This is a genomic window from Pimelobacter simplex, from assembly GCF_024662235.1.
Classification (GTDB): domain Bacteria; phylum Actinomycetota; class Actinomycetes; order Propionibacteriales; family Nocardioidaceae; genus Nocardioides.
The window spans coordinates 3,646,933-3,673,125 of sequence record NZ_CP096276.1 but is presented as its reverse complement, the minus strand read 5'-3'; the positions used below and the strand labels follow the sequence as shown (position 1 = coordinate 3,673,125).

At 70.2% G+C, this 26,193-nt stretch carries 30 protein-coding genes; 29 read left to right on the top strand and 1 reads right to left on the bottom strand.

All coding sequences use genetic code 11. The annotated features are described in order from the left end of the window. Nucleotides 1–2: 2 nt before the first annotated feature. The 25 genes from rpsS (at nt 3) to M0M48_RS17980 (ending at nt 23,079) form a co-directional block, all read left to right on the top strand. Nucleotides 3–284 (top strand): 30S ribosomal protein S19, encoded by a 282-nt coding sequence (gene rpsS / locus M0M48_RS18100; protein WP_215814567.1) that lies wholly within the window; start codon nt 3–5, stop codon nt 282–284. Then, on the top strand, nt 281–700 hold the full coding sequence (gene rplV, locus M0M48_RS18095) for a 50S ribosomal protein L22 (RefSeq protein WP_257752184.1): 420 nt from the start codon (nt 281–283) through the stop codon (nt 698–700). Before rpsS ends, rplV begins: the two co-directional genes overlap by 4 nt. Next, a complete protein-coding gene (gene rpsC, locus M0M48_RS18090; protein ID WP_215814569.1) occupies nt 700–1,527 on the top strand; it encodes a 30S ribosomal protein S3 in 828 nt (275 codons plus the stop codon). The genes rplV and rpsC overlap by 1 nt, the downstream gene beginning before the upstream one ends. A gap of 3 nt (nt 1,528–1,530) precedes the next feature. Beyond that, nucleotides 1,531–1,950, top strand: a complete 420-nt coding sequence (gene rplP, locus M0M48_RS18085; protein WP_038681126.1) for a 50S ribosomal protein L16 — start codon at nt 1,531–1,533, stop codon at nt 1,948–1,950. Beyond that, nucleotides 1,950–2,186, top strand: coding sequence for a 50S ribosomal protein L29 (gene rpmC, locus M0M48_RS18080; RefSeq protein WP_038681124.1), 237 nt, complete (start codon nt 1,950–1,952; stop codon nt 2,184–2,186). Before rplP ends, rpmC begins: the two co-directional genes overlap by 1 nt. Next, nucleotides 2,186–2,461, top strand: coding sequence for a 30S ribosomal protein S17 (gene rpsQ / locus M0M48_RS18075; RefSeq protein ID WP_038681122.1), 276 nt, complete (start codon nt 2,186–2,188; stop codon nt 2,459–2,461). The genes rpmC and rpsQ overlap by 1 nt, the downstream gene beginning before the upstream one ends. A 67-nt stretch (nt 2,462–2,528) precedes the next feature. After that, the gene (gene rplN / locus M0M48_RS18070; protein WP_011757324.1) at nt 2,529–2,897 is read left to right on the top strand and encodes a 50S ribosomal protein L14; all 369 of its coding nucleotides are present in this window, start codon (nt 2,529–2,531) and stop codon (nt 2,895–2,897) included. Then, nucleotides 2,897–3,292: a 50S ribosomal protein L24 gene (gene rplX, locus M0M48_RS18065; protein ID WP_215814570.1), complete on the top strand. Its 396-nt coding sequence runs from the start codon at nt 2,897–2,899 to the stop codon at nt 3,290–3,292. The genes rplN and rplX overlap by 1 nt, the downstream gene beginning before the upstream one ends. Before the next feature lies 1 nt (nt 3,293). Further along, nucleotides 3,294–3,863: a 50S ribosomal protein L5 gene (gene rplE / locus M0M48_RS18060; RefSeq protein ID WP_215814571.1), complete on the top strand. Its 570-nt coding sequence runs from the start codon at nt 3,294–3,296 to the stop codon at nt 3,861–3,863. A 1-nt stretch (nt 3,864) separates the two neighbouring features. After that, nucleotides 3,865–4,050, top strand: coding sequence for a type Z 30S ribosomal protein S14 (locus M0M48_RS18055; RefSeq protein WP_011757321.1), 186 nt, complete (start codon nt 3,865–3,867; stop codon nt 4,048–4,050). Nucleotides 4,051–4,117: 67 nt separating this feature from the next. Continuing rightward, complete coding sequence (gene rpsH / locus M0M48_RS18050) at nt 4,118–4,522, top strand: 30S ribosomal protein S8 (protein WP_215814572.1); 405 nt, start codon at nt 4,118–4,120, stop codon at nt 4,520–4,522. Between the two features lie 22 nt (nt 4,523–4,544). Then, nucleotides 4,545–5,084: a 50S ribosomal protein L6 gene (gene rplF, locus M0M48_RS18045; protein ID WP_215814573.1), complete on the top strand. Its 540-nt coding sequence runs from the start codon at nt 4,545–4,547 to the stop codon at nt 5,082–5,084. 1 nt (nt 5,085) lies between these two features. Next, the gene (rplR, locus tag M0M48_RS18040) at nt 5,086–5,469 is read left to right on the top strand and encodes a 50S ribosomal protein L18 (RefSeq protein WP_215814574.1); all 384 of its coding nucleotides are present in this window, start codon (nt 5,086–5,088) and stop codon (nt 5,467–5,469) included. Between the two features lie 25 nt (nt 5,470–5,494). Further along, complete coding sequence (gene rpsE, locus M0M48_RS18035; protein WP_215814575.1) at nt 5,495–6,139, top strand: 30S ribosomal protein S5; 645 nt, start codon at nt 5,495–5,497, stop codon at nt 6,137–6,139. Beyond that, nucleotides 6,139–6,327 (top strand): 50S ribosomal protein L30, encoded by a 189-nt coding sequence (gene rpmD, locus M0M48_RS18030; RefSeq protein ID WP_056894483.1) that lies wholly within the window; start codon nt 6,139–6,141, stop codon nt 6,325–6,327. Before rpsE ends, rpmD begins: the two co-directional genes overlap by 1 nt. 2 nt (nt 6,328–6,329) lie before the next feature. Beyond that, nucleotides 6,330–6,770, top strand: a complete 441-nt coding sequence (gene rplO, locus M0M48_RS18025; RefSeq protein ID WP_215814576.1) for a 50S ribosomal protein L15 — start codon at nt 6,330–6,332, stop codon at nt 6,768–6,770. A 228-nt stretch (nt 6,771–6,998) separates the two neighbouring features. Next, nucleotides 6,999–8,309 carry a preprotein translocase subunit SecY gene (gene secY / locus M0M48_RS18020; RefSeq protein WP_215814577.1) on the top strand — a complete coding sequence of 437 codons (1,311 nt, stop codon included), beginning with the start codon at nt 6,999–7,001 and terminating at the stop codon, nt 8,307–8,309. Then, the gene (locus M0M48_RS18015; protein WP_215814578.1) at nt 8,306–8,881 is read left to right on the top strand and encodes an adenylate kinase; all 576 of its coding nucleotides are present in this window, start codon (nt 8,306–8,308) and stop codon (nt 8,879–8,881) included. The genes secY and M0M48_RS18015 overlap by 4 nt, the downstream gene beginning before the upstream one ends. A gap of 14 nt (nt 8,882–8,895) precedes the next feature. After that, nucleotides 8,896–9,720, top strand: coding sequence for a type I methionyl aminopeptidase (gene map, locus M0M48_RS18010; RefSeq protein WP_257752183.1), 825 nt, complete (start codon nt 8,896–8,898; stop codon nt 9,718–9,720). A gap of 220 nt (nt 9,721–9,940) precedes the next feature. Continuing rightward, complete coding sequence (locus tag M0M48_RS18005) at nt 9,941–15,136, top strand: hypothetical protein (protein ID WP_257752182.1); 5,196 nt, start codon at nt 9,941–9,943, stop codon at nt 15,134–15,136. Next, on the top strand, nt 15,106–16,806 hold the full coding sequence (locus M0M48_RS18000) for a DUF5979 domain-containing protein (RefSeq protein WP_257752181.1): 1,701 nt from the start codon (nt 15,106–15,108) through the stop codon (nt 16,804–16,806). Before M0M48_RS18005 ends, M0M48_RS18000 begins: the two co-directional genes overlap by 31 nt. A gap of 10 nt (nt 16,807–16,816) precedes the next feature. Further along, nucleotides 16,817–17,959, top strand: a complete 1,143-nt coding sequence (locus M0M48_RS17995) for an isochorismate synthase (protein ID WP_257752180.1) — start codon at nt 16,817–16,819, stop codon at nt 17,957–17,959. Between the two features lie 226 nt (nt 17,960–18,185). Then, nucleotides 18,186–19,238: a TerC family protein gene (locus tag M0M48_RS17990; RefSeq protein WP_215814581.1), complete on the top strand. Its 1,053-nt coding sequence runs from the start codon at nt 18,186–18,188 to the stop codon at nt 19,236–19,238. Nucleotides 19,239–19,346: 108 nt separating this feature from the next. Then, the gene (locus M0M48_RS17985; RefSeq protein WP_215814582.1) at nt 19,347–21,842 is read left to right on the top strand and encodes an FHA domain-containing protein; all 2,496 of its coding nucleotides are present in this window, start codon (nt 19,347–19,349) and stop codon (nt 21,840–21,842) included. 190 nt (nt 21,843–22,032) lie between these two features. After that, nucleotides 22,033–23,079, top strand: coding sequence for an LLM class flavin-dependent oxidoreductase (locus M0M48_RS17980; RefSeq protein WP_257752179.1), 1,047 nt, complete (start codon nt 22,033–22,035; stop codon nt 23,077–23,079). Between the two features lie 15 nt (nt 23,080–23,094). Here the strand turns inward: M0M48_RS17980 and M0M48_RS17975 are convergent, their stop codons facing one another. Further along, on the bottom strand, nt 23,095–24,477 hold the full coding sequence (locus M0M48_RS17975; protein ID WP_257754508.1) for a hypothetical protein: 1,383 nt from the start codon (nt 24,475–24,477) through the stop codon (nt 23,095–23,097). A gap of 317 nt (nt 24,478–24,794) precedes the next feature. Between M0M48_RS17975 and infA the strand changes: the two genes are divergently transcribed. The 4 genes from infA (at nt 24,795) to rpsK (ending at nt 26,172) form a co-directional block, all read left to right on the top strand. After that, nucleotides 24,795–25,016: a translation initiation factor IF-1 gene (gene infA / locus M0M48_RS17970; RefSeq protein WP_028656368.1), complete on the top strand. Its 222-nt coding sequence runs from the start codon at nt 24,795–24,797 to the stop codon at nt 25,014–25,016. 42 nt (nt 25,017–25,058) lie between these two features. Next, a complete protein-coding gene (rpmJ, locus tag M0M48_RS17965) occupies nt 25,059–25,172 on the top strand; it encodes a 50S ribosomal protein L36 (protein ID WP_008361054.1) in 114 nt (37 codons plus the stop codon). A 164-nt stretch (nt 25,173–25,336) separates the two neighbouring features. Beyond that, nucleotides 25,337–25,711, top strand: coding sequence for a 30S ribosomal protein S13 (gene rpsM, locus M0M48_RS17960; RefSeq protein WP_036547929.1), 375 nt, complete (start codon nt 25,337–25,339; stop codon nt 25,709–25,711). Between the two features lie 59 nt (nt 25,712–25,770). After that, complete coding sequence (gene rpsK, locus M0M48_RS17955) at nt 25,771–26,172, top strand: 30S ribosomal protein S11 (protein ID WP_038681087.1); 402 nt, start codon at nt 25,771–25,773, stop codon at nt 26,170–26,172. Nucleotides 26,173–26,193: the final 21 nt, after the last annotated feature.

The following is a 26,193-nucleotide window of genomic DNA, read 5'->3' as shown; positions in this document are numbered from 1 at the left end:
AGATGCCTCGCAGCCTCAAGAAGGGCCCCTTCGTCGACGGCCACCTGCTCAAGAAGGTGGACGCGGAGAACGAGAAGGGCAGCCACAACGTCATCAAGACCTGGTCGCGCCGGTCCATGATCATCCCCTCGATGATCGGCCACACGATCGCGGTCCACGACGGGCGCAAGCACGTGCCGGTCTTCATCTCCGACTCCATGGTCGGCCACAAGCTCGGTGAGTTCGCGCCGACCCGCACCTACCGCGGTCACGTCAAGGAAGACCGGAAGGGACGCCGTCGATGAGCACCACTGAGCGCAACCGCGTCAGCGCGCGGCGCGAGTCGATCCTGGGCGACGAGCCCGGCGCCTTCGCGACCGCCCGCTTCGTGCGGATCACCCCGATGAAGGCGCGCCGCGTCATCGACCTGGTTCGCGGCCTGCCCGCCGACGAGGCCCTGACGCTGCTGCAGTTCGCGCCGCAGTCGGCTTCCGAGACCATCGCCAAGGTGCTCCAGAGCGCCGTCGCGAACGCCACGACGACCGAGGGTCTGCCCGCCGGCGACCTGGTCGTCTCGGTCGCCCGCGTCGACGAGGGTCCGACGATGAAGCGTTGGCGTCCCCGTGCGCAGGGCCGGGCCACCCGGATCAACAAGCGCACGAGCCACATCACCATCGCGGTCCAGCCGGCTGAGGTCGTCGCGAAGAAGGGCAAGAAGTAATGGGTCAGAAGATCAACCCGAACGGCTTCCGCCTCGGCATCTCCACCGACCACAAGTCGCGTTGGTACGCCGACAAGCTGTACAAGGCCTACGTCGGCGAGGACGTCGCCATCCGCAAGCTGCTCAGCAAGGGCATGGAGCGGGCCGGCATCGCCAAGGTCGAGATCGAGCGCACCCGCGACCGGGTCCGCGTCGACATCCACACCGCGCGTCCGGGCATCGTCATCGGTCGCCGTGGCGCCGAGGCCGACCGCATCCGTGGCGAGCTCGAGAAGCTGACCGGCAAGCAGGTCCAGCTCAACATCCTCGAGGTCAAGAACCCCGAGATCGACGCGCAGCTGGTCGCCCAGGGCGTCGCCGAGCAGCTCTCGGGCCGCGTGCAGTTCCGCCGCGCGATGCGCAAGGCCATGCAGACCTCGATGCGTTCCGGTGCCAAGGGCATCCGGATCCAGTGCTCCGGCCGCCTCAACGGCGCCGAGATGTCGCGCACCGAGTTCTACCGCGAGGGTCGCGTCCCGCTGCACACGCTGCGTGCCGACATCGACTACGGCTTCTACGAGGCCCGCACGACCTTCGGCCGCATCGGCGTGAAGGTCTGGATCTACAAGGGCGAGGTCGCCGGCACCCGTGCCGAGCGTCAGGCCCAGGCCGCTGCCCGCGCCGGTGTCCCCGGCCGCGGTGGCCGCCCCAGCCGTGGTGGCGACCGTCCGACCCGTGGGTCGCGCGGCGACCGCCCGAACCGCTCCGACCGCAACGCGGACGCGCCGGCCGAGGCCGCTGCTCCCGAGGCTGCCGCGGTCGAGCCGACCACCGGAACGGAGTCCTGACCCATGTTGATGCCGCGTCGCGTCAAGCACCGCAAGCAGCACCACCCGAAGCGTCGGGGTGCGGCCAAGGGCGGTACGTCGCTGGCGTTCGGTGACTTCGGTATCCAGGCGGTCGAGGGTCACTACGTGACCAACCGCCAGATCGAGTCGGCCCGTATCGCCATGACCCGCCACATCAAGCGTGGCGGCAAGGTCTGGATCAACATCTACCCGGACCGTCCCCTCACCAAGAAGCCTGCCGAGACCCGCATGGGTTCCGGTAAGGGTTCCCCGGAGTGGTGGGTCGCCAACGTCAAGCCCGGCCGCGTCATGTTCGAGCTGTCCGGTGTTCCCGAGGACGTCGCCCGTGAGGCGATGCGCCGGGCCATCCACAAGCTCCCCATGAAGTGCCGTTTCATCACGCGAGAGGCTGGTGAGTTCTGATGGCGAACCTGATCCACGCCCACGAGCTGGACGAGCTCAACGACACCGACCTCGAGGCCAAGCTGCGCGAGGCCAAGGAGGAGCTGTTCAACCTGCGCTTCCAGGCGGCCACCGGCCAGCTGGAGAGCCACGGTCGGCTCCGCACGGTCAAGAAGGACATCGCCCGGATCTACACCGTGGTGCGCGAGCGCGAGCTCGGCATCCGGACCGCCCCGGGTACCGAGGAGGAGAACTGATGAGCGAGTCCGCCGAGACGACTCAGCGCAACGCCCGCAAGACCCGCGAGGGCCTCGTGGTCAGCGACAAGATGGACAAGACCGTGGTCGTGTCCGTCGAGGACCGCGTCAAGCACGCTCTGTACGGCAAGGTCCTGCGCCGCAACACGCGGCTCAAGGCCCACGACGAGCAGAACGACTGCGGCGTCGGCGACCGCGTCCTCATCATGGAGACCCGCCCGCTCTCGGCCACCAAGCGCTGGCGCGTGGTGGAGATCCTCGAGCGCGCGAAGTAAATCCGTTCGGCCAGGCTCAGACCCCAGTTGAGGGCCTGAGAACCGGCACGACAACCAGGAGAAATCGATGATTCAGCAGGAGTCGCGACTCAAGGTCGCCGACAACACCGGTGCCAAGGAGATCCTTTGCATCCGGGTGCTCGGCGGCTCCGGTCGTCGCTACGCCGGCATCGGCGACGTCATCGTCGCCACCGTCAAGGACGCCATCCCCGGCGGCAACGTCAAGAAGGGCGACGTCGTCAAGGCGGTCGTCGTGCGCACCGTCAAGGAGCGCCGCCGGCCCGACGGCTCGTACATCCGCTTCGACGAGAACGCGGCGGTGATCCTCAAGAACGACGGTGAGCCCCGTGGCACGCGCATCTTCGGCCCCGTGGGCCGTGAGCTGCGCGAGAAGAAGTTCATGAAGATCATCTCGCTCGCGCCGGAGGTGCTGTGATGGCTACCCGCAAGAAGTCCGAGCAGGTGCGCAAGAAGCCCAACCTGCGCGTCAAGAAGGGCGACACCGTCAAGGTCATCGCCGGCAAGGACAAGGGCGCCGAGGGCAAGATCATCAAGGTTCTCCGTGAGGAGGAGCGGGTGATCGTCGAGGGCGTCAACCGGATCAAGAAGCACACCAAGGTCGTCGACCAGGGTGGGCGCGCCGGCAACACCGGCGGCATCATCACCACCGAGGCCCCCATCCACGTGTCCAACGTGATGCTGGTCGAGGGCGACGGCGTGACCAAGATCGGCTACAAGCGGGTCGACGTCACCAAGCGCCGCCCCGACGGCTCGGAGTACCCGTCGACGCGCAGCGTCCGTATCTCCCGCAAGACCGGGAAGGAGATCTGAGATGAGCGAGACCACCATCGAGAAGGTCACCCCTCGGCTCAAGACCAAGTACCGCGAGGAGATCCTCCCGGCGCTGCGGTCCGAGTTCGAGATCGCCAACGTCATGCAGGTCCCCGGTCTGACCAAGATCGTGGTCAACATGGGTGTCGGCGAGGCTGCCCGCGACTCGAAGCTGATCGAGGGCGCCATCCGCGACCTCACCGCGATCACCGGCCAGAAGCCGGCCGTGACCAAGGCCCGCAAGTCGATCGCCCAGTTCAAGCTCCGTGAGGGCATGCCGATCGGCACGCACGTCACGCTGCGCGGCGACCGCATGTGGGAGTTCCTGGACCGCCTGCTGTCCCTGGCGCTGCCCCGTATCCGCGACTTCCGGGGCCTCTCGCCCAAGCAGTTCGACGGCCGTGGCAACTACACCTTCGGTCTGACCGAGCAGGTCATGTTCCACGAGATCGACCAGGACAAGGTCGACCGCCAGCGGGGCATGGACATCACCATCGTCACCACGGCGACCAACGACGAGCAGGGGCGCGCGCTGCTGAAGCAGCTCGGCTTCCCGTTCAAGGAGAACTGACATGGCGAAGACTGCGCTCAAGGTCAAGGCCGCCCGCAAGCCCAAGTTCGCGGTGCGCGGTTACACCCGCTGCCAGCGCTGCGGCCGCCCCAAGGCCGTCTACCGCAAGTTCGGCCTGTGCCGGATCTGCCTGCGGGAGATGGCTCACCGTGGTGAGCTGCCCGGCGTCACCAAGTCGAGCTGGTAACCCCAACACGTAGAAGGTCGCACCGCCGACGCGCGGCGCGAAACCACTTCGAGAAAGAACACACATCATGACGATGACTGACCCGATCGCAGACATGCTCACGCGTCTGCGCAACGCCAACCAGGCGTACCACGACGCGGTGACCATGCCGTACAGCAAGCTCAAGGAAGGCGTCGCGGAGATCCTCAAGCAGGAGGGGTACATCACCTCCTTCGCGGTGGCCGACAACGAGAACGGCGTCGGCCAGCTGCTGACGATCACGCTCAAGTACGGCCGCAACCGCGAGCGCTCGATCGCCGGCGTCCGCCGCATCAGCAAGCCCGGTCTGCGGGTGTACGCCAAGCACACCGGCCTGCCCAAGGTCCTCGGTGGCCTCGGCGTCGCGATCATCTCGACGAGCCAGGGCCTGCTGACCGACCGTCAGGCCAACCAGAAGGGCGTGGGTGGGGAAGTCCTCGCCTACGTCTGGTGACAAGGGAAGGAGAGAGAAGAACATGTCGCGCATCGGCAAGCTCCCCGTCCCGGTCCCGGCTGGGGTAGACATCCAGATCAACGGCGCCGACGTCACGGTCAAGGGCCCCAAGGGCACCCTGAGCCACACCGTCGCCGCTCCGATCACCGTCGAGAAGGGCGAGGGCGTCCTGGACGTCAAGCGTCCCGACGACGAGCGTCAGTCCAAGGCCCTCCACGGCCTGTCCCGCACCCTGATCAACAACATGGTCGTGGGCGTGACCGAGGGCTACGAGAAGAAGCTCGAGATCGTGGGCGTGGGTTACCGCGTCCTGTCCAAGGGCCCGACCCAGCTGGAGTTCCAGCTCGGCTACTCGCACCCGATCATCTTCGACGCCCCTGAGGGCATCACCTTCGCGGTGGAGGGTCCGACCAAGCTCGGCGTCGTCGGTATCGACAAGCAGCTGGTCGGCGAGGTCGCCGCCAACATCCGCAAGCTCCGCAAGCCCGAGCCGTACAAGGGCAAGGGCGTCCGGTACGCCGGCGAGCACGTCCGTCGCAAGGTCGGAAAGGCTGGTAAGTGACATGGCGATCACCCTGAAGTACCAGCGGAAGCTGTCCGCTCGCGCGTCGTCGCGCCTGCGTCGCCAGATCCGCGGTCGCAAGAAGATCTCCGGGACGGCCGAGCGTCCGCGCCTGGTCATCACCCGGTCGAGCAAGCACATCACCGCCCAGGTCGTCGACGACCTGGTCGGCAAGACCCTGGTGTCGGCCTCGACCCTCGAAGGCGACCTGCGCGCCCTCGACGGCGACAAGACCGCCAAGGCCAAGAAGGTCGGCGAGCTCGTCGCCGCCCGTGCCAAGGAGCAGGGCGTGGAGTCGGTTGTCTTCGACCGCGCCGGCAACAAGTATCACGGTCGCATCGCGGCCCTGGCAGATGGCGCCCGCGAGGGCGGCCTGACCTTCTGACCGCGAACAGGACTGAGGAGAGATCATGAGCGGAGCCCAGCGCGGACAGCGTTCGGGTGGCGACCGTGGCGGCCGTGGTGGCCGTGACGATCGCCGCGGCGGCGCCGACAAGAACCAGTACGTCGAGCGGGTCGTTGCCATCAACCGTGTCGCCAAGGTCGTGAAGGGTGGACGTCGCTTCAGCTTCACCGCCCTCGTGATCGTGGGTGACGGCGACGGTCTGGTGGGCGTCGGCTACGGCAAGGCCAAGGAAGTTCCCGCGGCGATCGCCAAGGGCGTCGAGGAGGCGAAGAAGAACTTCTTCCGCGTCCCCCGCGTCCAGGGCACGATCCCGCACCCGGTCCAGGGTGAGAAGGCCGCCGGCGTGGTGTTCCTGCGCCCGGCCGCCCCCGGTACCGGTGTCATCGCCGGTGGTCCGGTGCGCGCCGTCCTGGAGTGCGCCGGCATCCACGACGTCCTCAGCAAGTCGCTGGGCTCGTCGAACCAGATCAACATCGTGCACGCGACCGTCGCGGCGCTCCAGATGCTGGAGCAGCCCGAGGCAGTGGCCGCGCGTCGTGGTCTGCCGGTCGAGCACGTCGCCCCGGCGGCGCTGCTCAAGGCCAAGGCCGAGGGCGAGGCCGCTGCGGCGGCCGCGAAGTCCTCCTCGAACCAGGCGGTGTCGGCCTGATGGCACAGCTCAAGGTTCAGCAGACCAAGTCGAAGATCGGCACCAAGGCCAACCAGCGCGAGACCCTGCGCACGCTCGGCCTCAAGCGGATCGGCGATGTCGTGATCAAGGAGGACCGTCCCGAGATCCGGGGCATGGTCCACACCGTCCGTCACCTGGTGACGGTCGAGGTTGTCGGAGGCGAGTGACGATGACGCTCAAGCTGCACCACCTGCGCCCGGCCCCGGGCGCCAAGACCGCCAAGACCCGCGTGGGTCGTGGTGAGGGCTCCAAGGGCAAGACCGCCGGTCGTGGTACCAAGGGCACCAAGGCCCGGTACCAGGTCCCGGTCGCGTTCGAGGGTGGCCAGATGCCGCTCCACATGCGGCTCCCGAAGCTCAAGGGCTTCAAGAACCCGTTCAAGGTGACCTTCCAGGTCGTCAACCTCGACAAGATCAGCGCGCTGTTCCCCGAGGGTGGCGACGTCACCCCGGAGACGCTGGTCGCCAAGGGCGCGGTCCGCAAGGGCCACCCGGTCAAGGTGCTCGGCCAGGGAGACCTGACGGTCAAGGTCACGGTGAGCGCTGACGCGTTCTCGTCCTCGGCCAAGGAGAAGATCGAGAGCGCCGGCGGGACCATCACGGTCCTGTGAGGCACTCGCGAGGGGCGCGGTGGCTGGCTTCGGCCAGGCCGCGCCCTTCGTGTGTCTCAGCCGGATGACGCGGATGCCCTCAAGTGCCCACGACCCCGGCTGGCAGCACGGATGCAACACCCCGCCTGTTAGGCTTCCCGCGGCCGCTCGCCCGTCATCGTCAGGTGGTCACCCCCGCCGGATCGACGGCCTGCCGAGACGGCAGCCTGGAGTAGAAAGAGGACCCGAGTGCTCAGCGCGTTCGTGAACGCCTTCCGGACCCCGGACTTGCGGCGCAAGCTGCTGTTCGTCCTGTTGATCATCGTGATCTTCCGGGCCGGTTCGCAGATTCCCGCCCCTGGCGTGCACGTCTCCAACGTGGAGTTCTGCATCGGTGAGGCCCAGAAGGGCGAGAACGCCAGTCTCTACAGCCTGGTGAATCTCTTCTCCGGTGGCGCCCTGCTCCAGCTGACGATCTTCGCGCTCGGCATCATGCCGTACATCACCGCGAGCATCATCCTGCAGCTGCTCGTCGTCGTGATCCCGCGCCTCGAGGCCCTCAAGAAGGAGGGGCAGGCCGGTCAGACCAAGATCACGCAGTACACGCGGTACCTCACGCTCGGCCTCGCGGTCCTCCAGGCCACCGGCATCGTGGCGCTGGCGCGCTCGCGCAACCTGCTCCAAGGTTGTGATCGCGACCTGCTGCACAGCAACGACACCAAGACCTTCCTGGTCATGGTCGTGACCATGACCGCCGGTACGGCCGTCATCATGTGGCTCGGTGAGCTCATCACCGAGCGCGGTGTCGGCAACGGCATGTCCATCCTCATCTTCACCCAGGTCGTCGCGACCTTCCCGGCCGCGCTGTGGCAGGTGAAGATCACTGAGGGTTGGTGGACCTTCGGCATCGTGGTCGTGATCGGCATGGTGCTGGTCGCAGCCGTCATCTTCATCGAACAGGCGCAGCGCCGGATCCCGGTGCAGTACGCCCGCCGCATGGTGGGGCGCAAGATGTTCGGCGGCAGCTCGACCTACATCCCGCTCAAGGTCAACCAGGCGGGCATCATCCCCGTCATCTTCGCCAGCTCGCTGCTCTACCTGCCGGCGATGGCGGTCCAGTTCAACCAGAACGCCGAGAACCCGAGCAAGGTGATCCGCTGGGTCAACGAGTACCTCGTCGACCAGGGCAACCCGGTCCACATGGCGGCGTACTTCCTGCTGATCATCTTCTTCACCTACTTCTACGTGTCGATCACCTTCAACCCGCAAGAGGTGGCCGACAACATGAAGAAGTACGGCGGCTTCATCCCCGGGATCCGGGCGGGCAAGCCGACCCAGGACTACCTGTCCTACGTCCTGTCCCGCATCACGCTGCCGGGCGCTCTCTACCTGGGTCTGATCTCGCTCGTGCCGCTGATCGCGTTCGTGCTGATCAATGCTTCCCAGAACTTCCCGTTCGGTGGAACCTCCATCCTGATCATGGTGGGTGTCGCCCTCGACACGGTGAAGCAGATCGAGAGCCAGCTCCAGCAGCGCAACTACGAAGGATTCCTGCGTTGAGGCTTCTGATCATGGGCCCCCCGGGGGCCGGCAAGGGCACCCAGGCGAAGGCGGTCGCCGACCACTTCGACGTCCCGGCGATCTCGACCGGCGACATCTTCCGGGCCAACGTCAGCGGGGGCACTCCGCTGGGCGTGGAGGCCAAGAAGTACATGGACGCGGGGGAGTACGTCCCCGACGAGGTCACCAACAACATGGTGCGCAGCCGGATCGCGGAGCCGGACGCCGAGAAGGGCTTCCTGCTCGACGGCTACCCGCGCACGCTGGCCCAGGTCACCGAGCTCGACACGATGGTCCTCGAGACCGGACACCGCCTCGACGCGGTCCTGGTGCTCACCGTCGACCAGGAGGCGCTCCTGGGCCGGCTGCTCAAGCGGGCCGAGATCGAGGGTCGTGCCGACGACACCGAGGACGTCATCCGGCGTCGTCTCGAGGTCTACGCCGCCGAGACCGAGCCGCTGATCGCGGTGTACGCCGAGCACGGCCTGGTCGTCGAGGTCGACGGCATGGGCGAGATCGACGAGGTCCAGCAGCGGATCTTCGACGCGCTCGACGACATCCCGCAGAGCTGACCCCACCCGGTCCCTTGTTCTTCGACCAGCACCGGATCGAGATCAAGAGCCCCGAGCAGGTCCGCTCGATGCGGACCGCGGGGCTGGTCGTCGGGCGCACGCTGGAGCGGCTCCGGGACGCCGTGCGCCCGGGGATCAGCACGGGTGAGCTCGACGCACTCGCGGAGCAGAGCATCCGCGAGCAGGGCGGCGTCCCCTCGTTCCTCGGGTACGGCGTGCCGCCGTTCCCGGCGAGCATCTGCGCCTCGGTCAACGAGCAGGTCGTGCACGGCGTCCCCGGCGAGCAGGTGCTCGCCGAGGGCGACGTCATCTCCATCGACTGCGGGGCGATCGTCGAGGGCTGGCACGGCGACGCCGCGATCACCGTGGCCGTCGGCCCCGTGCGGCCCGAGGTGGCCGAGCTGGTCCGGGTCACCGAGGAGTCGCTGTGGCGCGGCCTCGCGGCCGCCCGGATCGGGGGCCGGGTCAGCGACATCTCCCACGCCGTCGAGAGCTACGTCCGCGGTGCGGGCACCTACGGCATCGTCGACGGCTACACCGGTCACGGCATCGGCACCTCGATGCACATGGAGCCGGACGTGCCCAACGAGGGCCGGCCGGGGCGAGGTCCCCGGCTCAAGCGCGGTATCGCGCTGGCGGTGGAGCCGATGATCACCCTCGGCACCCACGACACCGACGTCCTCGACGACGAGTGGACCGTGGTGACCGCGGACGGCACCTGGGCCGCGCACTTCGAGCACACCTTCGCGCTGACCGAGGCCGGGGTCTGGGTGCTGACCGCCGAGGACGGCGGCCGCGCCCGGCTCGAGGCGCTCGGCGTCCCCTTCGGCGGCGAATGACCCTGCCCTGGGGGAGATCCCGGGGGATCCTGGCGAGACCTGGCTAACTTTTCGGCTGTTCGGTCGTGCTCCGTGCCTTTTTCCCCGTACCGTGCTACGCGGAGAGGGAAGGGACAAACAAAATATGGGACACGTACGCCCGAAAATGGGCGGTAGCACGCGTCGCTGGGCCGTGGGGGCCTTGACGCTGCTCGTAGCAATCATCAGTGTGCTGGCGGCGGTGCCGTCGGCCCGAGCCGCAGCGGACTCGCTGCAGATCGACAAGACCGTCGACAAGGCGACCCCGCAACCAGGGGAGTCCTTCACCTACCTGATCCAGGTGCGGTGCTCGGAGGACGACTGCCTCGACGCCCGCGTCGTGGACGCGCTGCCGGACGAGCTGGTCGGGTTCCCGATCCAGAACGTCACGTTCAGCCCGGCCGCGATGCCGCGCGTCGTCACCTGGCAGCCGGGCGGTACGGCGACCCCGCCGGCCACCGTGCAGCCGGGGACGTCGATGACCGTCGACCTCCAGCAGCCGACCGACAACCCCGTGGGCGTCGGTCTGCAGGCCGGTACGACGTACACGATCGCGATCTCGCTGAAGGTGCCGGACGACTTCCCGCCGGGCACGAGCCCCGAGATCGTCAACACCGCCAAGGTGACGGCCTCCAACGCCGACCCCAAGCAGAGCGACGCCGCGATCACCGTCGAGTCGCCCGTGCGGATGGATGTCGACGTCACCAAGAGCTGGACGCCCGGCAGCCAGGCCTACGAGCCCGGCACCGCGTCCACCATCGGCCTCGGTGTGCGCAACCAGAGCAACGTCGCCGTCGACCGGCTGACGATCCAGGAGCCGAAGAACGCTCCGGACGGCGCCAGCAGCCTCGACGCCAGTAACCCGTTCACCCTCACCGACTTCACCGGCTTCGGCACCGTCAACGTGCCGGCCGGGTGCGACACCGTGCGCGTGGACGCCTACGTCCGCAGCGGTGGCACCTGGTCGTGGGTGCAGGGGACGGCGGCACCGGCCGCCGACCCGCTCGCCCTGCCGGCCGGCGTGACGAACGCCGACGTCGGGGGCATCCGGATCACCTGCGAGGGGACCGTCGCCCCCGGGCAGCGCGTCACCGCCGACCTCGGTCTCGAGCAGCGCGCCACGGACCGCAACGACGGCAGCGACCTGTCGACCGCCGAGCACCGCGTCGACAACACCGCGACCGGCAGCGCCGTACTGACGGGTCAGCCGACCGCGACCGAGGACGCGAACGCGTCGTACGTCGTGAAGCCGTCCATCCCGACGGTCGAGGCGCAGAAGAACATCACCCCCGGCTCGATCACCGCCGGGCAGGACGCCACCGCGTCGATCAGCGGCACCAACGGCGACGTGCCCGTCACGAAGCTCACCGTCGCCGACCTCGGCTTCTTCACCGACGAGGTGACCTTCGGTGGCTTCACCGGCCCGCTGAGCTGGCCCGCGACCGCGACCGGCGGCACGCTCACCTACCACCTGCTCGGCGGAGGCACGCTGGACGTGCCGCTCATCGAGGGGCAGACGCCGCCTCCGCCCGTGGGCAAGATCTCCGGTTTCGAGATCACCTGGACCGGTCCGATCAAGGCCAACGAGACCGGTGGCGCGTCGTTCACGATCGAGACGACCGAGGACGCCACCGGTGGTGCCCCCGCCGTCACGCTGACCAACAGGGTCGACGTGGACGTCGAGGCCGCCAACGGCCTGACCGACGACGCGACCGACAGCGACACGCTGCGCATCGTCGACCCCGCGATCACGACCAGCCTGCAGAAGACGGTGCGGCCCTCGTCGGCCGTCTCGCCCGGCGACTCGGTGATCTCCTCGCTGCAGGCCAACGCGGTCGCGCACGGTGACGGCGCCGTCGTCCACGACATCGTGGTCGAGGACGTCGTCGGCACCGGGAACGCCGAGTTCTGGGACGCCTTCGACCTCACCTCGATCGCGCCGACCCAGGTGCCGGCCGGCACCACGCTCACCATCGAGGTCCAGGACACCACCGGTGCCTGGCACACGCTCGACGTGCACGGTCCCGAGGCCGGCGCCAGCGTGTACCGGCTCGGCGCGGCGGCCACGGCGGCCGCGCTGGCCGGCCTGGGTCTCTCCGCGGACGACATCCAGGGCATCCGGTTCTCGTTCCACAACGCCACCGGCTTCCCGGCCGACACCACGGTGACCCCGAACATCGAGTTCGAGGCGCGCGGTGACCTGCGCGGCGGCGGTGCCATCACGCCCGGTCCGGACCAGCCGACGCAGTACGTCAACTCCGCCACGGTGAACGCCGACGGCGAGTCCGCGGGCGGCAACAACCTGCACGACAACGGCGGCTCGACCGGCACCGGCACGGTGGTCACCGACGACGGCGGCCCCGGCACCGGCGTCGAGATCCGCAAGCGCTGGATCGAGGCCGCGGTGGACGCGCAGTCCGGCGACCAGGCCACGACGAACCTCGACTGGAACGTCGACCGTGGGCTGTCCCCGGTCACGATCACCGACGGTGCCGCGGCGCCGTCCGTCGCGACCGTCGGGCAGACCGCGTACGACGCCTTCGACCTGGTCCGGATCCCGATGGTCCAGGCCGGCGGCGCGCCGTACTCGACCGGCTGGTACCTCCAGTACGACACGGTCACCCAGGTCGCGCTCTTCAACGCGACCACCGGCACCTGGGACGTCGTCCCGGCTCCCGGGGGCACCTGGCGTGCGGCCGACGGCAGCTTCAAGGGCTACGACCTGAGCACTGCCGAGCGGGCGTCGACCATCGGCGTGCGGATCGTGCTCGCGGAGACCGCGGCCGACACCGCGCGTCGTACGGCGGCCCAGCAGACCGGTGGTGCCTTCGACCCGTTCGCGCCCGACCCCAACAGCGGCGTGGGCGCGGGCAGCACCGACCGCCGGTTCACGCTCGACTGGCAGGTGCGCGACAAGGCCCGCTCCGACGGTGCCTTCGTCGTCGAGGACCGGGACTACAACACCCCGGACGCCGGCCTGGTCGAGAACGACACCCGGATCACCGGCACCCCGACCGCCGGTGGCTCGGACGTCACCGACACCGACGCCGACACCATCCAGATCCTCGACCCGGAGCCGGTCGCGGAGGTCGCCAAGGCGGCGACCCCGACGACGCCGGTGCACGTGCCCCCCGTGGCCACGGACGCCGCGGACTACCCGACGGCGACCTGGACGATCACCGGGAGCAACGGCTCGACCGCCCGGGCGTCGTACGTGCGGCTGACGGACCCGGCCGCGTGCACCGACACGACGCTGCCGGCCTGCCAGAGCGATGCCGACGCGGCCGGTGCCAACGCCGACCCGTTCGACACCAGCGCCAACCTGCTCAGCGACCCGGCGCGCCCGAACCCGTTCGAGCGCTTCGACCTGACCGGCATCACGATCTCCGCGTCGCGCCCGGGCCAGATCGACCCGGCGGCCACGGTCGTCTGGCTGCTCCGGTACGACGAGGGGACCGACGCCTACACGACGGAGCAGACGACGATGGCCGCGGTCAACGCGGGCGTCACCGACCCGGGCACGATCGTCGGCGTCAGCGTGACCTTCCAGGACACGGCTCCGGCGACCTCCGGCGGCACGATCACGCAGGACAACGACCTGCGCATCGAGCTGAGCACCCGGCTCCGGCCGACGCTGCGCAGCAGCGGGGCGAACCAGGTGCTGCGCGCCGGGGACACCGTCGACGTCGTCAACCGCGTCTTCGCGCAGTCCTACGACCCGATCGCGGCCACCGGCACCAAGACCGGTGACGTCGCCGACGCGAGCGTGCGGCTGACCGGCGGCACGGTGAACATCACGCCGACCAAGTCGATCAGCCCGAGCCGGATCAACGAGCCCTCGCCCGACGTACCGGTGACGGTGACGCTCGGCGCGAACCAGGGCTCGTCCCCGCGCAGCACGCTCTCGCCGCAGCGCGTGGTGATCGAGGACCAGGCGAAGTCGCCGGAGTTCTGGAACACCTTCCGGTTCACCGGCGTCACGTCGGTGACGATGCCCGCCGGTGCGGACCGCGTCCAGGTCGACCTGTACGACGGCACGCAGTGGGTGCTCGGCACCCCGGCCGCCACGGCGACCCTGCCGGCCGGCGTCGCGAACGCCGACGTCCAGGGCATCCGGTTCACCTTCACCCGGGCCGACGGCAAGCTGTTCTCGGCCACGGTGCCCGCGCCCAACTGGGCTGCGAGCGCGGTGCTCGGGATGCGGCTGCGGGAGACCTACCGCGACTCGGGCGACCCGGTCCGGTTCGACGGCGAGGTCGAGAACACCCAGACCTCGTGGTCGACGCGGCCCGACGGCAACGACGCGCCGAAGACCGACGCGTCCGCCGACATCGACCTGTCGCTCGGCACCCGGGAGATCGCGGTCCGCAAGCTGACCAACGAGGGCAACCGCCTCGCCTCGGTCGGTGACGCGGTCCCGTTCGACCTGACGATCCAGAACACGGGCACCGGGTTCCTGACGCTGACCGACCTGCGCGACGCGCTGCCGCCGCAGCTGCTCTACACGGGCACTCCGGCGCCGACGTTCACCACGTCGGCGGGGGGCACGCTCTCGACCCAGGTCACCGTCACGCCCGAGCAGAACGGCTCCGTGCTCCGGTTCACCTGGCCGGCCGGCGGTCGGCAGATGCGCCCGGGCGAGGAGTTCAAGATCCGCCTGCACCTCGAGCTCCAGCCGGGGCTGACCACCGGGCAGACCGCCACCAACACGATGACGGTCACGACCGAGGAGACGCTGACCAGCTGCCGCAACACGGTCGCTGGCGGGCCGCTGACCCCCGACTGGGGCAACGACCCGCGCACCTGCGGCACGTCCGACTTCGTCGGCACGGTGACCGGGCCGAACCTCTACACGATCAAGGGGGTGCGCGGCTCGCTGCCGGGCGCCTACGCCCCGGGCAGCCCGTCGACGGTGTGCTCCCCGTCGCTCAACGTCACCGGCGGCGCGTACTACCGCTCGCCCTGCGTGGCCAACAGCGAGGTCGACGGCACCGACGACTGGGTCCTGCACAACATGAACACGGGCACGGTCAACATCGACGAGATGACGGTCTTCGACCAGCTGCCGGTCCGTGGCGACCTGCAGCTCGTCTCGGGCAACGCCCGCGGCTCGGCGTACCGGCCGCAGCTCGTGGGTGCACCGCAGGTCACCGCGCCCAGCGGCACGACCACGGTGATCGAGGTGACCACCAGCCCCGGTGCCTGCACCGGGACCTGGAGCAACCTGGAGACCCAGCCCGTCTGCCAGCAGAACGGCGAGACCTGGTCCGTGGCCGGCCCGGCACGAACTGGCCGAGCGTCACGGGCCTGCGGGTCAAGCTGGACTTCCGCTCGACCGCGGACGGCTCCCTGCGGGCCGGGCAGGCCGTGGACATCACGTTCTCCACGACCAACGTGATGGCCTCCGACCTCGACTCGAGCGGCGTGCGCCGCTCGGTGCCCGCCGACGACCTGATCGCCTGGAACCAGCACGGCGTGAAGTTCAAGTACTCCGGCATCAACACCTTCCGGAAGATCGCCCCGAACCGGGTCGGTGTGCACCTGCGCACCGGTGCGGTGCGGATCCGCAAGGACCTCACCGGTCCCGCGGCGGACTACGCCCCGAGCGAGGTGCGGGTCAACGTGACCTGCGAGGCGGGCGGCGTACCGCTCGACCTCGGGCCGGGTGCGACGATCAGGCTGAGCCGGTCCCGGGACTGGCAGGCGGACGTGGAGGGCGTGCCGATCAGCGCCAACGGCAGCTCGTGCACGTTCACCGAGGACGGTGCGGTCGGCGAGTTCGGTGAGACCTCGCGGTCCAACACGCCGGTGACCATCCCGGTCGAGGAGGTCGCCGACCCGGCGGACATCCCGACCGAGACGATCACCAACGACTACCAGTTCACGGGGCTGTCGGTGACCAAGCGGGTGGACACGCAGGCGACCGGGACGACCTTCGGGCCGTTCACGTTCAGCCTGCGCTGCACGGCCGCGGGCTCGGGCAAGGACGTGACCTTCGACGGAGCGGGTGCCACCACCCTGTCGTTCACGCTGCGCGCCGACGAGACCTTCACCGCGCCGGCGAACCGGATCCCGGTGGGTGCTACCTGCACCCTGACCGAGACCGACCGCTGGTTCGCCGACCAGATCGTCGTCACCGGCGACAACGTGGTCGACAACGGTGACGGCTCCGCCGAGATCACCCCGGGTCTCGACCCGGCGGAGGTCGAGGTGACCAACGCCTACGACGCCGGCACGGTGCGGATCGAGAAGAAGGTCGACGGCGACGGCGCCGAGCGCTGGGGGACGGGCACGTTCACGTTCGACGTGCGCTGCACCTACCGCGGCCAGACGCCGTACGACGAGCAGGTCCGGCTGCAGGCCGGCGGCTCGTCCACCCTCGGCCCGTTCGCGGTGGGCACCTCGTGCACCGTGAAGGAGTCGGGCACGGGCGGCGCCACGTCGACCGCGCTCGACCCGGCCGACGGCGTCGTCGAGGTGCCCGCACCGGACCAGCCGGGCGGCGTCAGCCTCGTCGAGCTCACCGCGACCAACACGTTCGACCTCACCTCGCTCGAGGTCACCAAGGAGGTCGTCGGCGACACGACGGCCACCGGTGCCAAGGGCCCGTTCCGCGTGCGCCTCGCGTGCACCTGGGTGGTGGACGGCAAGCGCGTCGCGTTCGACGTCCCGGGTGGTGCCGAGCGGGTGCTCTCGCGCGGCAACGGCTACCAGGCGTCGTACGCCGAGCTGCCGTCGAGCGCGGCGTGCAAGGTGACCGAGACCGACCGGGGCGGTGCGTCCTCGACCACCATCCGGGCCAACGTCGCCGGCAAGCGGACCAAGGCCGACAAGCCCTCGCTCAGCGTCGACCTCACCCCGACCAGCGGTCCGGGCGAGGCGACGGTGCGGATCATCAACCGCTTCGACGCGGTCGGTGGCGAGGGCGACGGGCGTGGCAACGGTGACGGCGGCCTGCCGGACGCCGGTGCGCCGTTCCGGCCCTGGCACCTGTTCCTCGGCCTCGCCCTGCTCCTCGCGGGCGCGGGAGCCGTGGTCGTCGGCAGGCGTCGCGGGACGGTGTCCTAGGCTGGGGGGCATGGCGCGGGACCCGATCACCCCCGCTGCACTCGCGGCGCGGCCGATGCTCTTCGCTTCCGGCGAAGAGGCCTACGTCGCGAGTGCGGTGCGGCGCACCGTCGAGACGCCCGACGGTGCCGACCCGGCCTGGGCCGACGGCATCGTCGCGGCGCTCGAGCCGGGGGAGCGGGCCCTGTGCGCGCTCTCGTTCGCCGAGGGCGCGCCGGGCCTGGCCCACCTCGTGTCGGGCTCGGAGCACGCCTTGCAGCGGCCCGAGCACGACGCGTCGGTGCGGCGGACCTACGAGGTGACCGAGTTCCCGACGCCCGCCGCCTACGCGGGGATGGTCGAGGCCGCGCTGGCCAAGATCGCCACCGGGGCGCTCCACAAGGTCGTCCTGGGGCGCTGCCTCGACGTGGTGAGCACCCCGCCGCTGGTGCCGGCCGAGATCATCGACCGGCTGCTCACCACGCGGCCGGGGCGCTACGTCTTCAGCGTCCCGCTGGTGCCCGGCACCGAGGACTCCCCGCCCGACGACGGCCCGATCCTGGTCGGGGCCAGCCCCGAGCTGCTCGTGCGGCGCGAGGGGCTGACCATCTCGTGCACACCGCTGGCCGGCTCGGTGCCGCGCTCGGACGACCCGGCCGAGGACGCCCGCCGGGCCGAGGGCCTGCGCGGCTCGGCCAAGGACCTGGCCGAGCACGCCTTCGTCGTCGAGGCCATCGTGCACGCGCTCAAGGAGGTGTGCGTCGAGATCGAGTACCCGGCCACCCCCGAGCTCCTCTCCACCGACACCGTCTGGCACCTCGCCACCCCGATCCGGGCCCGGCTCGCCGACGGTGTCGACGGCCCGAGCGCGCTGCGCCTGGCCCAGCTGCTGCACCCCACGCCGGCCGTGGGCGGCGTACCGACGGCGGCGGCCAACGCCGTCATCGCCGACCTCGAGGGCGACCTGCGCGACTGGTTCGCGGGCTGCGTGGGCTGGGTCGACGGTCGCGGCGACGGCGAGTTCGCGGTCACCATCCGGGCCGCCGTGATGGACGGCCCGCGGCTGCGGCTCTTCGCCGGCGCCGGCATCGTGGCCGGCTCCGACCCCGCCTCCGAGGTGCGGGAGACGGGCGCCAAGCTCGCCACCATGGCCCGGGTCACCGGCCTGCCCTGAGCCGCTCCGCAGCCGCCCCGAGCGGTCCTGATTGGACCCCCGTGCGCCGGGCGTGCGAGGATTCCGCGCACCAGGGGGGAGTACTCCTTCGCTGCGGGCTCGTCATCACGAGCGGTCGAAGTCGCCCGCTCCGGTCCCGTAGGCTGCACCACGGCGCCTCAGGCGTCGGCAGCGGAAGAGACCTCGGGCGATCTGTCGACGCATCCGCCCCTGAAGGGACACCTCTATGGACGTGACCACCCTGGAATGGACGATCACCATCGCGGTGACCGTCGGAGTCCTCCTCTTCGATGTCTTCGTGATCGCACGCGATCCGCACGAGCCGTCGATGAAGGAATGCGCCATCGCGCTCTCCGTCTACGTCGGCGCCGCCGTGGCGTTCGGCGTGTTCATCCTGGTCCACCACGGGCACGACTACGGCATCCAGTTCTACACCGGCTGGCTGACGGAGTACTCGCTCTCGATCGACAACCTCTTCGTCTTCATCATCTTGATGTCGGCGCTCAAGGTGCCCCGCAAGTACCAGCAGGAGGCGCTGCTCGTCGGCATCGTGCTCGCGCTGGTCTTCCGCGGCATCTTCATCGCGCTCGGCTACGCGCTGATCGAGAACTTCAGCTGGATCTTCTACGCCTTCGGCGCCTTCCTGGTCTACACCGCGGTCAAGCTGGTGAAGTCCTACGGCGCCCACGAGGACGAGCACCCCGAGGACAACGCGATCGTCGCCTTCACCCGGCGCCGGATGCGGGTCGGCGACTCCTGGCACGGCCTCAAGCTCTGGTACCACGAGAACGGCGTCCGCTTCGTCTCGCCGATGCTCATCGTGATCATCGCGCTGGGCGTCACCGACATCCTGTTCGCGCTCGACTCGATCCCGGCGATCTTCGGCATCACCCAGGAGCCCTACCTGGTCTTCACCGCGAACGTGTTCGCGCTGATGGGCCTGCGCCAGCTCTACTTCCTGCTCGGCGGCCTGCTCCAGAAGCTCGTCTACCTCTCGCTCGGCCTGGCGTTCATCCTCGCCTTCATCGGCGTCAAGCTGGTCCTGCACGCCCTGCACGAGAACGAGCTGCCGTTCATCAACGGCGGCGAGCACGTCGCGGTGTGGGACATCCCGTCGCTGTTCAGCCTCGGCGTGATCATCGTGACGCTCGTCGTCACCGCGGTCGCCAGCCTCTGGAAGACCTCGCGCACGGGTGCCGACGACCACGTCCCGGACCACGCGGTCGCCCCGCGCGACGCCGCGGACGTCGACGACACCGCGGGTCCCGACTGGCGCTGACTCCGCGGGGTTCGGCAGGCGTTCTTCCGGGTACGGGAGCGGGGGCGTCACGATGCCTTAGGGTTTCGTGACGTCATCCGCTCCCGAACCGACCGAGGACTCAAACGCGTGGACCGACTCCAGGTGCAGTGGGCCGGACAGACCCGGACCTTCGACGGCCCGCGGGTCGTGATCGGGCGCGAGCTCGACTGCGACGTACCGGTCACCGATGCCCGCGCCTCGCGCCACCACGCCTTCCTCCAGGTCGAGGACGGCGGCTGGGTCGTGGTCGACGCCAGCAGCAACGGCACCTTCGTCTCCGGACAGCGGATCACCCGGCTCTCGGTCGGGGGCGCCCCGGTCAGCCTGCACCTGGGCGGACCGGTCGGCGAGCCCGTCGTGGTGAGCGTGCTGCCGGCCGCGGCGGCCCAGCAGCCCTACGCCCCGCAGCAGCCCTCTGCCCCGCAGCAGCCGTACGCCCCGCAGCAGCCGGTCCCGCCGGTCGCCTCGCGCCCGCTGCCGGCCAGCCAGCCGCCGCCGGCGGCGGCGACCCCGTCGGGCGGTGAGTTCTGGAAGAACCTGCCGCCGCCCCAGCTGCCCGCCAACGGTGGCCCGGTCGACGCGTGGCGCCCGGCGGGCGTCGTACCTCCGGGGCAGCTGCCGCACGGTCACTCGATCGTGCTGCCCCAGCAGCTCCAGGCGGGCCGCTCGCTGACCATCGGCCGCGAGCACTCCAACGACATCGTGCTCGACGACGCCCTGGTCAGCCGGCACCACGCCCGGCTCGACCCGGCGGGGGCCGCTCCGGGCGGGCTCGCGGTGCTCCACGACCTCGGCTCGTTCAACGGCACCTTCGTCAACGGCCAGCGGGTCCAGGGCGCGGTCCCGCTCCAGGTCGGCTCCGAGGTCATCTTCGGCAACCAGACGTTCCGCTGGGACGGCCACCAGCTCATCGCCTCGGCCACGGCCCACGAGTTCACGCTCTACGCCGACGGGCTGACCCAGGTCGTCGGCGGCGGCAAGCGGCTCATCGAGAACATCTCGTTCAAGCTCGAGCCGCGCAGCCTCACCGCCGTGATCGGCCCCTCGGGCGCCGGCAAGTCCACGCTGCTCGGCGCGCTCACCGGCCTCAAGCCGGCCAGCCACGGACGGGTGATCTGGCAGGGCCACGACCTCTACCAGCACTACGACCAGCTGCGCTTCCAGATCGGCCTGGTGCCCCAGCAGGACATCCTGCACCCGCAGCTCAAGGTCAAGCAGGGCCTGCGCTTCGCCGCCCAGCTCCGGCTGCCGCCCGACACGACGGCCCAGGAGTGGGACGCCCGGGTCACCCACGTCGCCAACCAGCTCCAGCTCCAGCAGCGGATGGACAACCGGATCGGCACCCAGCTCTCCGGTGGCCAGCGCAAGCGGGTCTCGATCGCGACCGAGCTGCTCACCGCCCCGCCGCTGCTCTTCCTCGACGAGCCCACCTCCGGCCTCGACCCGGGTCTCGACCTCGAGGTGATGCGCCAGCTCCGCAGCCTGGCCGACGACGGCCGCGTGGTCATGGTGGTCACCCACTCGGTGCTCGCGCTCGACGTCTGCGACAACGTCCTCGTGCTGGCCCCCGGCGGCCGGATCGCCTACTTCGGCCCGCCCGACGGCGTCCTGGCGCACTTCGGCAAGACCAACTACCCCGAGGTCTTCGACCTGCTCGACGAGCCGGACCTGTGGCAGCGGATCCCGGTTCCGCAACACGCCGTCGACACCTCGGCCATCGCCCGGCAGTCCCACGCCGGCGCCGTACCTGCCCCGCCTCGGCAGTCGGTCTCGCGCCAGCTCTCCACCCTGGTCAAGCGCAACCTGGCCGTCGTACTGGCCGACCGGCTGCTGCTCGGCATGCTCGTGCTGCTGCCCCTGATCCTCGGCGGTCTGAGCCGCCTGGTCGGAGGCGGCGGCGGGCTCTCGCTCGACGAGGCCTTCGCCAACGGCGACGGGATCAAGGAGGCCCAGCAGCGGCTGACCGTCCTCATCGTCGCCGCCTGCCTCATGGGGACGGCGCTCGCCATCCGCGAGCTCGTGGGGGAGCGCCCCATCTTCAAGCGCGAGTACGCCGTCGGCCTCTCGCCCGGCGTCTACTTCACCAGCAAGGTGCTCGTCCTCGGCCTCGCGGCGTTCGTCCAGGGCCTGGTGGTCACCTTCATCGCGACCGTCGGCCTGCCCGGCGCCGACGGCACCCTCGGCACCTTCCGGGTCGCCCTGGCGATCGCCGGGCTGTCGTTCACCATGGTCGTGATCGGCCTGGCGCTCTCCGCCGTCGTCACCAGCACCGAGCAGACGATGCCCGCCCTGGTCGGCATCGTGATGCTCCAGCTCGTCCTCTCCGGCGCCCTGCTCGAGGTCGCCGGCCGTCCGCTCCTGGAGCAGATCGCCTGGCTCTCGCCCTCGCGCTGGGGCTACGCCGCCTCGGCCTCGGCGATGGACCTGCTCCGCAACACCGCCGGCACCGACGAGGAGGACTGGATCGCGCTCGGTGGCGGTGGCCACTACCTCATGGACCTCTTCATGATGGGCCTGCTGTGCCTGGCGGCCTACGGTGCGGGGCTCCTGCTGGTGCGCCGCAGCGCCACCTCCGACGACTGACCCCCGACGAAGGGCCGCGTTCCGGCGGCCGAAGTGGCACGTTCCGGCGCTCGAGGGCGCACGTTGCGGCGCGGCGTACGCCCTCGGCCGCCGGTTCGTGCTCCTTGGCCCGCCGGGTCGTGCTCCTTCGGCCGCCGGAACGTGCCCCTTCGCGGGAATGCCTGGGGCCCCGGGAGCCTTGGAACTGACGATGTCCCCCGCGCTCTCCGTCCTCGACCTCGTCCCCGTCCGCAGCGACCAGACCACCGGCGACGCCGTCGCCGCGACGCTCGACCTGGCCCGCACCGCGGACGACCTCGGTTACCGCCGCTTCTGGCTGGCCGAGCACCACAACATGCCGGCCGTCGCCGCCACCAACCCACCGGTCCTGATCGGCCTCGTCGCGTCGGCGACCGACAGCATCCGGGTGGGGTCCGGGGGAGTGATGCTCCCCAACCACGCGCCGCTGGTCGTGGCCGAGCAGTTCGCGCTGCTCGAGGCCGCCTTCCCGGGCCGGATCGACCTCGGCATCGGCCGTGCCCCGGGCAGCGACCCGGTCACCAGCTGGGCGCTGCGCCACGGGGCGGGCGGGGTCAGCGACGAGGCGGTCAACCACTTCCCCGAGTACGTCGACAACGTGCTCGCCATGATGGAGCCCGACGGTGTCGGTCTCGCCCTGCGCGGCGGGCGGCACGTCCTCAAGGCCACCCCGGTCGCCGGCTCGGTGCCCCAGATCTGGCTGCTCGGCTCCTCGGACTACTCCGCGCGGCTCGCCGCGGCCAAGGGCATGCCCTACGTCTTCGCGCACCACTTCTCCGGCTCCGGCACCGCCGAGGCGCTCGAGCTCTACCGCTCGACCTTCCAGCCCTCGCCCGAGCTCACCGCGCCGCGCACCTTCCTCACCGTCAACGCCTCCGTCGCCGCGACGGACGACGAGGCGCAGCGGCTCGCGCTGCCCCAGCTGCTCCAGATGCTCGCGCTGCGCACCGGCCAGCCGCTCGTCGCCCAGCGCACCGTCGAGGACGCCGAGACCATCGTCGACGCCGGTCTGCCCGAGGCCCACGAGGACGTCCTCGCGGCCATGCGCTCGCGCTGGGTGATCGGGGACGCCGCCACGGCGCGCGCTGAGATCGAGCGGCTCGCGTCGTCGTACGGGGTGGACGAGGTGATGGTCAACCCGGTCGCCGGCGCCTTCCGGGGCACCGAGCCCCGGAAGGCGCCGGCGCGCGAGGAGACCTTGCGCCTGCTCGCGCCCTGAGGCGCGGGCGCAGGCTCAGCGCAGGCGCAGGCTCACCGACCAGCGCGTGGTGCGGCCGGCGCGGGTCGTCGTACCGGTGAGGCGGTAGCGGTCCGCGACCACCCGGCTGCTCAGCACGACCGTCCTGCCCCGGCGCACCGTCCGCGCGGACGACGCCAGCACGCGGCCGTCGTGGCGCAGCGTGGCCGCGACCCGGGCGGGCTTGCCCTTGACCAGGGTCACGGTGCACTTCACCTTGGCCGGGCGCTTGGCCTTGCCCTTGCCCTTGCTCTTGGTCACGGTGCAGGTCACCTTGGCGTCCTTGCCGGCCGGACCGGCCGCGCCCCGCGGACCCGCCGCACCCTGCGGCCCCGCCGGTCCCTGGGGACCGGTCGGCCCGGTCGGACCAGCCGGACCCTGCGGCCCGGCCGGGGTGTAGCCGCAGTCGGTGTCCGGCTTGCAGCCGACCACGAGGTCCGAGAGCCCCGAGACGTACCGCCCGCCCCGGACGTCGCCCGCGACCACCAGGCGCGGGGTCGACGTCGTCGGCTGGCCGGCGTTGGTCTCGCTCAGCGCGACCTGGAGGAACTTGCCGGCCGTCCGCTCACCCGGCGTGACCACGGCGACGTACCCGTCACCCGCGGCGACGCCCGCGACCCAGGCGACCTGGTCGGGCACGTAGCCGGCCCGGCGCAGCACGGTGTCGAGCAGCGGTCCGGTCTCGACCCGGGTCTGGGGCGTGCTGCCCTGGTTGTACGTGACGGTCCGGGTCCGGCTGGGCAGCGCCGCCAGGTCCGCGCCGCTCAGCGTTGTCGTGGTGCCTGCGCCCGAGACGGTCACCGACCCGGCCGGCTGGCCGGCGGTCGGGGCCGGCGTGTGCACCGCGACGCTGACGCCGCTGACCTTGCCGAGGACGCGCGACTCGTCCGCGTCGTCGCCGACGACCAGCGTCGGCAGCGGCGAGGCCAGGTCGGCGCCGTCCTTGGTCAGCGCGAGCACGGCCGGGTGGTTGCCGAACGTCGCGGTGAGCTCGCCCAGCGCCACGGTCACGGTGCGCCCGGCTGCTCCGGTCACGGTCACGCTGACCTGGAGGTTCGGGTTGTGCCCCGCCGGTACGACGGGCGCTGCCGCGCCGACCAGCGCCTCGAGCGAGGGCCCCGTGAAGGTGTGGACGTCGCCGCCGGCCAGCGCGGTCACGCTCGCCTGGGGGAGCGCGCGCAGGTCGGCGACCTGGTAGGTCCGCGGTGTGCTCACCTCGCCCCCGAGCGTCACGGTCGCCTGGTCGTCCAGCGCGCTCGCCGGCGCCGGTACGGCGGCGCCCGCGCCCACCCCCACGGCCAGGGTCAGCCCGACCCCCGCCAGCCACCGTCCCGCCGTCCTCGTCCTGGTCCTCGTCCTCGCGGTCAGCGTCAGCGTCACTGCGTTCTCCCTCGTCTCGGCACGTCTCGGTGCGTCGTTCGTCGACGTGGCTCGGGGCCGAACGCCCGCCGGGCCACCGGAGGACCGTAGTGCATACCTAGGAAATATCTAGCGAATGTTCGGAAAGGGGACGCGTCGCGCCGCGTGGGTGGTCGCCGATTGGGGCGTTGTCAACCCCTGTGGATAGACTGGCGTGTCGGTCCAACGTGGGTTCTGTGTGTGGTGCACGGACCCCCGAGGTCCACCCGGCTACTCACGGGTAGCAGGGAGGTTCCCGGACCACCGGTAGACAACATCCCCTACGCAGATTGTGAGACATGGCGAAGAAAGAAGGCGTCATCGAGATGGAGGGCTCCGTCGTGGAGGCCCTTCCCAACGCCATGTTCCGCGTCGAGCTGAGCAACGGCCACAAGGTCCTGGCTCACATCAGCGGAAAGATGCGTCAGCACTACATCCGGATCCTCCCCGAGGACCGCGTGGTGGTGGAGCTCTCGCCGTACGACCTCTCCCGCGGGCGGATCGTCTACCGCTACAAGTGAGCCGCCGGCTCACTTCTCCGCCACTAGCAAGAAAGGGCTGACATGAAGGTCAACCCGAGCGTGAAGAAGATCTGTGACAAGTGCAAGGTGATCCGTCGCCACGGCCGCGTCATGGTGATCTGCGAGAACCCGCGCCACAAGCAGCGCCAGGGCTGAGTCCCTCTCGCCACAACTGAATACGACAACTACGTGATCGCTTAGCCGTCGACTACGACGGCGAATCACCTCCGGAGCGGATGGCCGGAGCTGGGCGCCTACTGCACGACAAGCCCGGATGCATCACGACCACACCACCGTGACTGTTCGAAAGGGAAGCCACCATGGCACGCCTCGTCGGAGTCGACCTGCCGCGCGACAAGCGCATCGAGGTCGCACTCACCTACATCTACGGCATCGGCCGTACCCGCGCCCAGCAGCTGCTGGAGGCCACGGGCGTCAGCCCCGACCTCCGCGTCCACGAGCTGGGTGACGAGGAGCTGGTCAAGCTCCGCGACGAGATCGAGGCGAACTTCAAGATCGAGGGTGACCTCCGTCGCGAGGTTCAGGCCGACATCCGCCGCAAGATCGAGATCGGCAGCTACCAGGGTCGCCGTCACCGCATGGGCCTTCCGGTCCGCGGTCAGCGCACCAAGACCAACGCTCGTACCCGCAAGGGCCCGAAGCGCACGGTTGCCGGCAAGAAGAAGGCCAAGTGATCGATCGCCTCGTGCGATCTCACTTCCTTCACGACCAGCTCATCTAGAGGAGATAGCGAATGCCTCCCAAGGCTCGCGCGGGCGCCAAGAAGGTGCGCCGCAAGGAAAAGAAGAACGTTGCTCAGGGCGAGGCCCACATCAAGAGCACGTTCAACAACACGATCGTCACGATCACCGACCCGACCGGTGCGGTGATCTCGTGGGCCTCTGCCGGCACCGTCGGCTTCAAGGGCTCCCGCAAGTCCACCCCGTACGCCGCTCAGATGGCCGCTGAGGCCGCTGGTCGCCGGGCGATGGAGCACGGCATGAAGAAGATCGACGTCTTCGTCAAGGGTCCGGGTTCGGGCCGCGAGACGGCGATCCGCTCGCTGGGTGCGATCGGCCTCGAGGTCGGCACCATCCAGGACGTGACCCCCGCCCCGCACAACGGCTGCCGCCCGCCGAAGCGCCGGCGCGTCTGAGCGTCTGACCAGGACTTAGAG